This window comes from Caldivirga sp. MU80 (genome assembly GCF_001663375.1).
Taxonomy (GTDB): domain Archaea; phylum Thermoproteota; class Thermoprotei; order Thermoproteales; family Thermocladiaceae; genus Caldivirga.
Window position 1 is genome coordinate 14,282 of the sequence record NZ_LCTF01000011.1, and the last position, 11,985, is coordinate 26,266.

12 protein-coding genes are annotated in these 11,985 nt (G+C 47.5%); 6 read left to right on the plus strand and 6 right to left on the minus strand.

Translation table 11 applies throughout. The annotated features are described in order from the left end of the window. The first annotated feature begins 58 nt into the window (after nucleotides 1–58). A complete protein-coding gene (locus AAX04_RS04505) occupies nucleotides 59–808 on the plus strand; it encodes an MBL fold metallo-hydrolase (RefSeq protein WP_066794629.1) in 750 nt (249 codons plus the stop codon). 5 nt (nucleotides 809–813) lie between these two features. On the opposite strand, the gene AAX04_RS04510 is transcribed toward AAX04_RS04505, so the two are convergent. Beyond that, nucleotides 814–1,167, minus strand: a complete 354-nt coding sequence (locus AAX04_RS04510) for a hypothetical protein (RefSeq protein ID WP_066794631.1) — start codon at nucleotides 1,165–1,167, stop codon at nucleotides 814–816. Beyond that, the gene (locus AAX04_RS04515) at nucleotides 1,160–1,498 is read right to left on the minus strand and encodes a hypothetical protein (protein WP_066794633.1); all 339 of its coding nucleotides are present in this window, start codon (nucleotides 1,496–1,498) and stop codon (nucleotides 1,160–1,162) included. Before AAX04_RS04515 ends, AAX04_RS04510 begins: the two co-directional genes overlap by 8 nt. A gap of 222 nt (nucleotides 1,499–1,720) precedes the next feature. Here AAX04_RS04515 and AAX04_RS04520 point away from each other — a divergent pair, with 222 nt between their 5' ends. The 3 genes from AAX04_RS04520 to AAX04_RS04530 are packed head-to-tail and all read left to right on the plus strand — an operon-like array spanning nucleotide 1,721 to nucleotide 4,117. Continuing rightward, nucleotides 1,721–2,242, plus strand: a complete 522-nt coding sequence (locus AAX04_RS04520) for an archaellin/type IV pilin N-terminal domain-containing protein (RefSeq protein WP_066794634.1) — start codon at nucleotides 1,721–1,723, stop codon at nucleotides 2,240–2,242. Between the two features lie 41 nt (nucleotides 2,243–2,283). Then, the gene (locus tag AAX04_RS04525; RefSeq protein WP_066794643.1) at nucleotides 2,284–2,715 is read left to right on the plus strand and encodes a hypothetical protein; all 432 of its coding nucleotides are present in this window, start codon (nucleotides 2,284–2,286) and stop codon (nucleotides 2,713–2,715) included. Further along, the gene (locus tag AAX04_RS04530; RefSeq protein WP_156519695.1) at nucleotides 2,705–4,117 is read left to right on the plus strand and encodes a hypothetical protein; all 1,413 of its coding nucleotides are present in this window, start codon (nucleotides 2,705–2,707) and stop codon (nucleotides 4,115–4,117) included. Before AAX04_RS04525 ends, AAX04_RS04530 begins: the two co-directional genes overlap by 11 nt. Before the next feature lie 10 nt (nucleotides 4,118–4,127). Here AAX04_RS04530 and AAX04_RS04535 read toward each other — a convergent pair whose 3' ends face one another. The 3 genes from AAX04_RS04535 to AAX04_RS04545 all read right to left on the minus strand — a co-directional run bounded on the left by AAX04_RS04535 (nucleotide 4,128) and on the right by AAX04_RS04545 (nucleotide 8,334). After that, on the minus strand, nucleotides 4,128–5,753 hold the full coding sequence (locus AAX04_RS04535) for an acyl CoA:acetate/3-ketoacid CoA transferase (protein WP_066794648.1): 1,626 nt from the start codon (nucleotides 5,751–5,753) through the stop codon (nucleotides 4,128–4,130). Between the two features lie 190 nt (nucleotides 5,754–5,943). Further along, on the minus strand, nucleotides 5,944–7,266 hold the full coding sequence (locus AAX04_RS04540; RefSeq protein WP_066794650.1) for a UbiD family decarboxylase: 1,323 nt from the start codon (nucleotides 7,264–7,266) through the stop codon (nucleotides 5,944–5,946). A gap of 150 nt (nucleotides 7,267–7,416) precedes the next feature. Then, nucleotides 7,417–8,334 (minus strand): hypothetical protein, encoded by a 918-nt coding sequence (locus AAX04_RS04545; protein ID WP_066794660.1) that lies wholly within the window; start codon nucleotides 8,332–8,334, stop codon nucleotides 7,417–7,419. 445 nt (nucleotides 8,335–8,779) lie between these two features. On the opposite strand from AAX04_RS04545, the gene AAX04_RS04550 reads away from it, so the two are divergent. After that, a complete protein-coding gene (locus tag AAX04_RS04550; RefSeq protein ID WP_066794663.1) occupies nucleotides 8,780–10,690 on the plus strand; it encodes a beta-CASP ribonuclease aCPSF1 in 1,911 nt (636 codons plus the stop codon). Nucleotides 10,691–10,714: 24 nt separating this feature from the next. After that, nucleotides 10,715–11,428 (plus strand): hypothetical protein, encoded by a 714-nt coding sequence (locus AAX04_RS04555; RefSeq protein ID WP_066794666.1) that lies wholly within the window; start codon nucleotides 10,715–10,717, stop codon nucleotides 11,426–11,428. Between the two features lie 230 nt (nucleotides 11,429–11,658). On the opposite strand, the gene AAX04_RS04560 is transcribed toward AAX04_RS04555, so the two are convergent. Next, nucleotides 11,659–11,982, minus strand: coding sequence for a helix-turn-helix transcriptional regulator (locus AAX04_RS04560; protein WP_066794669.1), 324 nt, complete (start codon nucleotides 11,980–11,982; stop codon nucleotides 11,659–11,661). Nucleotides 11,983–11,985: the final 3 nt, after the last annotated feature.

An 11,985-nucleotide genomic window follows, 5' to 3' on the forward strand; every position in this document is an offset into this window, starting at 1 on the left:
AGTATTTGGCGTTGACATCAACGTTAAGGTTAATTACACCCGATTACCTAACCGGTTAATGAAGGTCACCCTCCTGGGTGTTGGTGGTTGGGTTTCAATGCCCTGGTTAAACCACCCATCAATACTCATTGAGACTAGTGACGCTAGGCTGCTTGTAGATGCTGGGGAAGGGTCGTATAGGCTGCTTAGGAGGTGCCTTAACCTCGACGTTGATGCCCTTGACGCCATAGTGGTCACTCATAGCCATGGGGATCACATTCTCGGTTTACCATCATACGTGCTCATGGCTGGTTCAAGGGGGCTTAGGCTAAATGTTATTGCACCGAGGCAAGCCATAGATGACCTAATGGCTATAATTAAGGCAACACACATACAGCAGTACGCATCCTCACTAAACCCAATGCCCGTAGAGGTGCCCAGTGAGCCAACCCTAGTGGCCAGGTTTAAGGGGACTGGCATATACGTAGTTGGGGTTAACCATACCGTTGAGGCTATGGCTGTTAAGGTGGTGGACTCAAGTGGCTCATGCATAACCTACAGCGGTGACACAGCCCCCTCAAGGCAACTGGTTGATTTGGCTAGGGGCTGTGGCGCCCTTATACATGAGGCCAGTGGTAACCCTGGCTTTGAGGAGGAGGCCCATAGGCACGGGCACAGTACAGTTAATGATGCTGTTAAGGCTGCCGTTGAGGCTGGGGTTAGGTTGCTGGTGTTGACTCATTTCTACACGCTTAACCCAGTCATTAAGGGTACTGGAGGCTTAAGCGTAGTTGTACCCTACGAGTGCTCAACCATTGAGGTTACTTAAGCTGTTTAACCGCCTGTGGCCTTTATCTCCCTCAACACCCTCCTTAGGAAATCCCTCCTCCGCCTAAGCCACCTTAGCTTACCTGCCACGTCAACTGTGGGCACCCCCAGTCTCTTAGCCTCAACAACCGCCCTCTGGGCATCAGCCTCCTCCACCAGTAGCCACTCGTACATTGCCCTAATCCTCCTAACCTCACCCTCAACGTCAATAGCACTGGGCTCAACCTCCACGCCCAAGTACTGGCTAAGCCACCTGGCCCTGGCCTCCTCATTATCCCTAAGCGCTCTGGCCACGTCAATGCCGCCCAGGAACCTGGAGTATCTCGTGATTAGCCTCACCAGTGGTGACTCATTAGTCATGCGGGATCAGCCTTTCAATTACCCTCTGCCCAAGGTACCTATCCTCAACCCTATGCTCATAAACCTCAATAACCTCCTCATCAGGCTCATCCACCCTAACCTCATCTGGGGTATCTACAACCTCCTCATTAACCTCCCTAAGCCTAACAACGGGCCTAGCCATATCCACGTCCGTTAACCTTAATATTGAGTATAGGGATTGTTTATCAATCCTGTTGGCGTAGGCGTAGGTCAATACCAACTCAAACAACCGCCTACCACCAAGGCTACCGGTTGAGGCTAACCTACTTAAATCAGCGCCGCTAATCAGCAGTTGCCTAACCTTACCCATACAACTCCCAATGAGCCATTGGTTGCATTAAAGCCTAACGGGTAAAAATTAAGAGGGGATGATGTTTAAAGTTTAAGTCTATAACTAGGTGCGATTATTAATGGTTAAAAATCAAGCTAAATACGGATTAAATTATAATGGTTTTACAATCTAATATCACATTATGTAATGGAACTACGTAATTGAGTAATACTTAAAAGCAAATAACTAATAGGTATTGCTATGAGTAATACTAGAGTATCAGATGAGAGGGTGAGGAGGGGTATTGAACCCATAGTGGCCGCCATACTGTTGATAGTGATAACCGTAGTGGCCGCCGTGTTACTGTACATATGGTTTAATGGGTACCTATCATCAACCACATCTAAGGTAAGTCAAGTATCGGTTCCGGAGGAGCTTCAGATAGTTAACGTAGCCTTATACCCTTCAAGGTCGCCATCATCTATAGTAGCCTATATTCAGAACGTCGGTTCAATACCAGCTACCATTAACCAAGCCTATGTACTCAACGCCACCACTCTAAACGTAGTATGTGTACCGTCACTATCATACTACTACATCCCACCGTCATCACCATCATCAACTGGAACACCTGTACCGGCAAGCGGCCTAACGGTGCCTTCAGGCACTGCCGCTGAGCTGATACTTAGTTTATCATCATGCTCGTTGGCGCCGAACTCATACTATGTGCTTAAGCTTGTTACGGCTAGGGGTACCCAGGTAACCTACCAGTTCTCAACTTGACCTAGCTAGAGTTTAAAAATGAGCCACCTAGGGTTAAAAATATGGTTGTTTTGAGGCTTGGTTTAAGCGAGATAATGGGGGCTGTCTTAATCCTGGTCATATCGGTGGTCTTTGGGGTAGCCCTCCTAACCCTTTTCATTAATTACACGCATTACTCGCTTCAGGCGTTGTACAATGGCCCCCTTAGCCCACACTGCCAATTCTCGGTAATCGGCTACGCCATCAACAAGACCACCAGTGGTTATGTGGTTGCCCTGGGGCTTTATAATTACGGCAATGCGCCATGCATAATAGAGGGTGCGCTGGTGGTTAACGCCACCACCGGTAATGTAATCACCGTGGTGACCTACAGTAACCCCATTAAGTTCAATGGATTCACAATAATTAAGCTTAACGTTGGCTCCATCAAACCACCCTTCATAGTGAGGCTCTACTCAAGGGATGGGTACGTGGGTGGTGGGCTTGTCGGGTAGGTTAGGTCTTGGTGAGGTTTACGTATTCGCAGTTTTCATAATAGCCGCTGTGGTGTTCCTAGTAACCATGGTTTACATGCTTAACTTAGTTAAAGGCTTCTTAGCCAACAGTCTGGTTAAGGTCTCAGCCGCCTCGGAACCAGTGAACGTAATGCCCCAGTCACCCCCAGCCTTAGTTGGAAGTAATATACTGGTTAACATCACTATTGCCGGTAATCCCCAGCCCTATAGCCTAGGTGAATTACCGAACAATGCCCTATGCGTCATTAGGCTCATCAACGGCACTGAATTCTACGCCAAGGGCCTAGTCACCTACAACCCCGTGGCAGGTTACCTAGGGGCATCATTAACATGCCCACTGGGCTATGCATTAACCCAATTCAGCGGTCAAGTAGCCGACTTATCAATATACTTGCCCACACCCCTAGGCTCAAGCATTAGACTTTCGCTTAATTATAGGCCCACGGTTAGGCTGCTGGTATATCCCCAAAGCACGTACACTGGGGGTAATGTAACCGTCAGTCTGCTTGTGCTTAATAATTCTACTGGTTGGGTCTATGTTAATGCATCAGGAGGCTCTGGCTATACCGTGGTGCCGCCTGGCTCATTATCAATTATAACCAGGGGGTATGGGCCATTTAACCAACCTGGGACTTACAACATAACCCTAACCTACACGGTTAACAATATACTGTCAACCTCGGCATCAGCATCAGTAACCGTAATCCAACCCTCAACCCAACCCCAATATACGTTACCTGAACCATGTATGCCGGGTAATATGGCATTCGGCTACGTTAGCAATGGAACCATTGGCTCATTAATTGATTATTCATTGGGGGTTTACTATAATGTCCTAGTATACCCCGGCTCTATTGGCGGTTTAGCGAACCCAGTATACCTATACCTCACCAGCCAGCCATCCTTTACAGCCCCCTCCTATTACGCCGTGTTGATGTACTACGACGTCTCAGGGTATAAAATCGACGTGGCCAATTACCCATTAGTGTCCGGTGTAATATACCCTACCCAATTCATGGTGAATTACACGCTGTTTTTCATATTCATTATAACTAATAATGGTAGGGGAATTGTAGTATATAAGTCGCTTAACGTTAACCCAGCCGGTACAGCACCAGGTAGTGGCTCCATTAGCTACGTTAATCAACTATTATCATCAGTTTTCGGTATAAGCCAGAACAAAATAATTGATGTTAGTAATGGAACCATATTCAGCAACGCACCACTCCTGTACATGGTTAACGTTACCAAGTTAATAAACGGTAATGTTAAGTACCAGTACGTTGGCGTTGGCGTGGTTATTGTGCCCCAGACACTGATATCCATAACGTATCCGGCTTCCGCTATTTTCTACTGGGATTACTTATGCGTAGGTAAGTAACTGAGCAGCATCACTGTTTAAGTAACTTTAACGCAATCTCCCTTAACCCCATCCTCTGTTCTATGAATAATTCAGGCTCCATCTGCCTTAACCCCCTTGAAATCTGGGGTTTAAACTCCATCCTGCCCAATATATCCCTCTCAATGTCCACCCCTGGGGCGTACTCCTCAAGTAGTAGCCCACTTGTGGTTAACCTGAAAACTGCCCTCTCGGTTATGTACAGCACCTCCTTACCTGCCTTTAGGGCTAGTTCGGCATTGAAGGCTATCTTGTAGGGCTTCTTAACGAACTTAATTATGTCCCCATCCCTCCCTATGATTAACCTACCATTCTCAACCCTAATATCCCTCTTACCAGCCGTGAAGGCACCCGCGAAGTATATCCTAGGTGCCCCATGTACTATTGACGGGAAGCCACCTGGACCTGGGAGCCTTTCGGGTAGGAAGCTTGGGTTAACGTCCCCACTAGGCCCCACCTGCATGAAGCCCAGTGACGTTGCGTGGATAGCCCCACCTTCATATATCGTGAACTGGTCCGGCATTGGTAAAACGGCGAAGGGTGCTATGGCAACTCCAAAGTCGTCTCCGTTTAAGGCAACACCACCCCAGGGCCCTGATTCAACTGTCGTGAATATTAGGTCACCCAGCCCCTCCTCGCTTATGATTCTAGCCACCGTTGATGGTATGCCTATGCCTAGGTTAACTATGAGCGGCCTACCTAACTTACCCATTAGGTTAACCAACTCCACGGTAACCCTCCTGGCAATAACCTTCTCAAGGTCCAGTTTACCATCCTGCTGGATGCAGACGTTACTGGGGGTTACACGGCCGCAGACCCTTGGGTCATATTTTATCGATGCCGATTGGACATGGTACTCAAGTGGGGCCTCAACCACGTAGTCTATGAGTGGCCCAGGTACGTGGACTGACTTAGGCCTAATGGCGCCTGCCTTGGTCACGTACATGACTTGTGCTATTACGGTGCCGGGGTTAGGCATTGCCTTGGTTGCCTGGGTTATGGCTAGGACAGTGCCGTATATTGCCTCATCCTCCATGCTTAGGTTACCTAACTCATCGGCCACCGAGCCCCTTATCAATGCGACACTGGGCTTTGGGCAATCATACACTAGGTAATCCTCACCGTTAATTTCAGTAAGCCTAACGCTACATTCTCTACGCTCCCTGGCGAGTTCATTTAGGTAAACGCCATCCTGCCTTGGATCTAAGAATGTACCTAACCCAACCTTGGTTATGGCAGGTAGGCCAAGGGCCTTACTCCTAAACCAATGCACCGAGACCCCTATGGGCCAGGTGTAGGCGGCTACCTTGTTCTCTAGGGCTAGGCGTTGTAGCCATGGTGACTGGCCTAGGAAGGGCAACATGAAGCCCCTAATGAAATTGAAGTCACCGTCTGCGTACATGCCCTTAGCCACTAGGTCTAGGCCACGGTTATTGGCGGCTGGCAGCGTGTCGGATATTATGAATAGGTTGTTGGGGTGCCCAGTGTTCCTGTATAAGTCGTAGAGCTTCACTATGAGGTACTCCGGCATGGTTGCTGCGTTGAAGCCTGAAATAGCCACCACTGAGCCGTCCTTAATGCCGCTTAGGGCCTTCTCCGCGTCAGTAATCTTAGTCATGTTTAACCCCTAGCTGAGACTAGATGTTTATGCTTAAATCCTCTGCCCCATTTTATGTTAGCTAAAAATAAAACACACATTAGGCAAATGCCGGATACTAAAAATCCTACTCATATTTACCCTATAGTAACCCTTAATAAGGTTCCACTTTAAAAACCTCCCCCACCCAGTACACCATGTTGTAACGGCACTACTCAAGCTTAACCTCATCAATGTTTATCCTAACCGGTATCCTAGCCCTCTCAAACCTCCACTGCTCCCTGTTCAGGGGCTTGGTGGCGTCGATGCCCATCTTAGTGGTTAACCCTATTGACTGGTCTATGGCGGCTGGGTCTAGGCTTGAACCTCTGACATTACTAATAATCACCAAGTCTTCATCAGCCCTAAACCTGGTTGCTATTGCCCACTCAACCTCGTAGGGATCATCAATGTCAATGTCGTCATCAACCACTATGACGTGTTTGAGGCTTGGGTGGGCTGCGAAGGCGGCTAGGATTGCATTCTTACCCTCACCCTCAACCGCCTTCCTTATGGCTATCACTGCATGCAACCAACCCCCACCACCCCTAGTCAGCCTAACAGCCTTAACGTCTGCAACCGCCCTAACGGCATTCCATATCTTAACCTCCTTCTCAAAGCCCATTAGTATTGAACTCTCTGCATCGCCTGCAACCAACACGTGGACCAACGGATTAGGCTTAACGTAAATGGCCGTTACCTTGACCACGGGTTGCCTCCTCACGGTGTCATAGGTCCCCATAACGTCCACGCAGGGCCCCTCATCATGCTCAGCGTCCTTGAGGATGTAACCCTCCATGACGACCTCAGCGTCTACGGGCGCGGGGATACCGTTACCTAGCCTAAACACCCTTAAACCACCGTTCATTATCCTATTAGCCACTGCCAATTCACTAACGCCATAAGGTGGTGATGATGCAGCCGCCAGTAGGAAGGCTGGGTGTGCACCCCAGACTATGGCTATTGGGGTGTCGTGACCCTTAGCCCTATTCTCATTGAAGATCCTGTACAGGTGCCTTGGGACAAGCCTAATGACGAACTTATCCTTATCAATAACCGTCAACCTATGGAAGGAGGCATTGACGTAGTCCCCAAGCCCAAGGACAACCCCACTGGTTAGGCATGGGCCAGGCTCCCTCTCGAAGAACCTAGGTATGGGTAGGGTCCTCAAGTCAACCTGGGGCAACTTAACGAGGGGAGTGTCGTTAACCTCACTAGGCTCAAGTGGATTAGCCTCAGCTTCAAGTAGCTTAACGTAGGCCTCCTCTATGCTACCCACGTCGAGCGCTCTCATTAACTTAACCCTGGTATCGAGGATGTTGGCAACTGCCCTAAAACCTGGGTAACCCTTGATTGAATTGAAGAGTAGTGCAGGTCCAGTACCAGTGAATCTATGCGCCACCAGGGGTATGTCAAACTCCACGGACATGGGTGAGTTAACCACCTTAAGTAACCCGGCATCCCTCAGCGAATTCACGTAACTACCCAGGTCCATTGTGAATGCGTGGAGGCGTAATTGTTTAAAATATTCACCCACGCCAGTACATGATATACCAGTACTAAGCTGTCCTCATTCATAGGCTAAACCACCTACCATCTGTCTTAGGTGTCATGCGAATGGGAGGCGCTTGAGAGCCTTGCACCCTTAAATGTGAAGTAGGTATGGGGTGTATATGTTCAGCAGGTAGTTGGTGGCGACGGCTATTATGGTCATTGCCGATGAGTGCATTAACCCTACATAAATATTCCTGTAGACTATCCTGCCGATCAACATGCCTATTAGAAATGCTTGCACCACTATGCTGTACACGAATAGTGTTAGTAACACACTCGTATCCACACCACTGAGTTGCGCTACGCCGGTTGGTAATGTGCCCGTTATGGACTCTGCCGTTAAGGTTAGTTTAGGCAATAATACCGACAGTACCACCGATCCTAGGAACACGTAAACTATGGTTATGGTGTAGGCTAATGCGACGTACGGTCTCAGTGAATTGACCTTATCAAGCTCATTAGTGATTACATTATCAAGCTCCCTGTAAGTTAAGTCAAGTACCTCAGTGGCCCTAACCCCACTCCTTAAGGCTGAGTTCAATACTATGGATAAGAGGGCTAGGTTATTGTTATTGAATTCCCTGGACAACTCCATGAGTATGTTGCTTAACTCCCCAGGGCCTATTATGCCTTGTCCAACCCTACTGCTTATCATCTTAGCCAGTGTTCTCGTGCTGTACTTAGACATCACCGCTACCGACTCTGTTAATGTTAAGCCTGCACCAATCCCATCCCTAATAACCCTAACAAAGGCTGGTAATTCACCATTTATGATATTATTAATCCTCCACCTCCTGTACTCAGGTATTAAGGTGACTAGCAGCATTAAGGCCGCTGAGGATACGTAAAACGACACATTAATGTAGTTGCTCGGCAGTTTAATGTAAAGCAACCTACCCATGATTATTAATCCCACTGTGGCCTTTGGTGCTAACAGGTAGCTGAGGATAATGATTACGATAAACATAGTCAATGCACCATACTTAATGGCACCGGTGGTATTCACCATTCTAAAGTGTCCATTGTTGGCAACTTTATAAGCGTTATGCAAGCGAATTTCAGAGTGCTAAGGGGTTACGATCCCCTAATGGTTCACATTCACCTTAATGTCTTGAATTTTGTGAAAGGGGAAGAAGCCCCACCCTTTAGGGGAGGGGTCGTATTTATTAATTGGTGATTTTTGATTGAGAACTTGGAGGTGCCTCAAAAATAGGGTGGTTACCCTAACGCACTGGAGATAGATGACTACAGGACTTTAGTAATTATGAGAATACAATGTAAACGGCGCCATTGTGAAACAATCTCATGGCTAGGGTTAATCCATTGATGTGGAGACGTTACCCAGGGGGTGTTATTTACGTGATTTGCGTAGAATTGAGTGTTACGTGTTGTGCTCTGCATAATGTTTATAAACACCTTAAGTTAACGATACATGTCTTAAGGGTGTTAATGGAATGTCGCTTAGGCCTGATATAGAGGAGAAGATTATTAAGATGCTGCCTGGGGAAGCTAGGGTAACGAGGATTGAGTTTGAGGGGCCGCATGTAACAATATACTCCCTCAATCCAGGCTACATAATGAGCAATAGCGACTTGGTGAAGGCCCTGGCTAAGGAGCTTAAGAAGCACATAATCATCAAGGGTGATGAGAAGGCTAGGTTACCTAAGGATGAGGCTGAGAGGGTTATTAAGAAGGTGGTGACTGATGGTGGTAATGAAGTTGACAAGATATACTTTAATGACCAGCTAGGGGACGTCTACGTATACCTTAAGAGACCCCAGTTAATCAAGGGGCTTGAGAAGGTTATACTATCTGAGACAGGGTGGAGACCTATTGTAATACCGACCGCGCTTGACATGTCTAAGGGGCTTCCTAGGGATGATATAGATGCGGTTAACAACGTCGAGACTATTATGGGTAAGGATAGGGCTGAGTTCCTGAGGAGCATAGGCCTAAGGATACATAGGCTACCTATCTACAGGAACGAGTACGTTAAGGTAACCTGCCTGGGGGCTTGTTTTGAGGTTGGTAGGAGCGCCCTACTTATTGAAACCAGCGAGAGCAGGATCTTGCTTGACGCTGGTGTTAAACCCAGCGGAAGCCTGGATGAGTCACCATTCCTAGACATAATAGACCTAGACAACCTAGACGCCGTTGTGATATCACATGCACACCTAGATCACATAGGCATGCTACCCTACCTATACAAGTACGGCTACAGGGGCCCAGTCTACATGACCGAACCCACCAAGTATCTGATGGAAATTCTCCTGTCCGATTACATAGACTTGTCATCTGAACGCGGCTACTCGTACTATGGATTAAGTGAATTGGCGTCAACCCTATACCATGCCATAACCGTGGATTACGGGGATGTAACTGATATTTCACCTGACATAAAGTTAACGCTGTATGATGCTGGTCATGAGGTTGGGTCTGCAATATCACACCTCCACATCGGCAATGGCCTATACAACATAGTGTACACCGGCGACTTCAAGTATGGCCAATCCAAGTTACTTAACCCAGCCCATAGCGTGTTTAAGCGCGTTGAATTGTTAATAATGGAGTCCACCTACGGCGGTAAGGACGATGTCCAGAAGCCTAGGGAGGAGGCTGAGACTGAGCTAATACAGTTGGTTAATAAGACTCTTGAGAATGGAGGTAAGGCCCTAATACCAGTCTTCAGCACGGGTAGGGCTCAGGAAATACTACTGATACTCAATGAGGCAATGCAGTTGGGTAAGTTAAGTAAGGCACCGATATACGTGGACGGCATGGTGCTCCAGACGCTTAACGTCCACCTAATGTTCCCTGATTACCTAAATAACACCGTTAGGGAGCTCATATACGATGGGGTTAACCCATTCATGTCCGAGTACGTGAAGCCTGTGGAGAGAGCTAAGAACCCTGAGAAGAGACAGGAGCAGGTTATGGATATTCTACAGGGTCCACCATCAATAATACTAGCCCCGCATGGCATGCTCAGTGGTGGACCAGCTATGGACTACTTCGTCCACATGGCTGATGACCCCAAGAACAGTTTAATATTCGTATCATACCAGGGTGAGGGGACATTGGGTAGGAGGCTTGTTCAGGGTGAACGCAAGGTGAACCTCAAGTACTATGACCAGGACATAACAGTCAACGTAAACATGAACGTCTTCCATGAACCAGGCTTCTCCGGTCATAGTGATAGAAAGCAGTTGATGAATTACGTGGGTAGGATTGAACCTAAACCCCACAAGGTAATGCTTGTTCACGGCGAACCAGGTAAGTTAATTAACCTAGCCTTAAGCATAGAGTTAAAGTACAAGATAGATACGATAATGCTGAATCACCTGGAGTCCGTTAAGTTAGTTTAAAAGGTTAAGCTATGGTGGCTAACTGTGGATGTTTTAGTTGAGGTTAATCCACTTAGCGCTAAGCCCGAGGATACCAGTGGCCTATGGGTAACGTTAAATCTAGTGGATTATGTTAAGAGTAGGTGGGGTAGGTCGATACCGGAGTTGGCCATTGAACTTGAGGGGTATGAGCCAGTGGCCATTAGAGTACCCACACCGAGGAACGTGAGGAACCTAGTAAGGTTGCTGGAGCTTGCAAATTACCTAAATCTAAATAATGTAATCCTAAATCCACCGGCCAGTGGGGTAACTAGGTTCCTTAGGGTAGCCGCCGAGTACAACATTACGCTGTCTTGGGTCATCAAACCCGGCATCAGCATACCCACTGTTCCCCCACCGCATAGGCTCAGCTTAACCGTGAATGTACCATCCTTTGGAGGTTTAAGGAGACTGCTTGAGTTTATCTTACCTAACCTGGGTTCAATACACTTCATGTATGCTCATAATGTTAAGGGTGGGAGAGGTGGTTATCCCGTAATGAATGGGCCCATAGACTACTTGAAGATAATAAGGATACTAGCGTCACTGGGTTGGGATGGAGCTCTCGTGTTGAGTTACAGGGATGAGTATGCAGGTAGTTATAGAAGTGATGTTAACGCCCTGAAGACATTTATAGAGAGCGCCGGGTCCACAGTACTGGATAAGGGGACCATTAGAATGTTGAATTCAATAATGAGGAGACTAATGGGTGGCTCATAGCGTTTCCCACTCATTGGCTGGGTAAGTTAGTCCTCGCCACGGTATAATCCGCGTCAACAGTGGTTCATGGGATTCCATCGAGGGGTACGCCATAACCCCTCCCATTTGAGACTTCTTTCGGCACCCAATTAAGGGCTCCGGACTGTGATTAATAATCATTAGGTCGAAAAGCTATATAACCAGGAATAACGAGAAGTAACTAAAAATCATCGAAAGTAACAACAGACCCATTATAGCCTTTTCCTACTGTCTGCGCTACCCTTAAGTATCATCTCTATTAGGTCCCAGTTGGCCAGGCCGGCATCACTTAACCTGTAGTATATTCCGTGCCCCGTCTGGGTCTTCTCAACTAGGTTATGAGCCTCCAGGATCTCTAAGTGATAGGTCACGGTTCTATAATTAACCTCAAGCATCCTGGCTATTTGACTGACGTTTAGTGGACCATTCTGCTTAAGTATGTTAAGTATCCTAAGCCTCGTCCTTCCACCCTTCGAGGCGTATAGTAGCCAAACCAGCAGCTTCCTAACATCCTTATAATCCCTGCTTCTGTACATCAG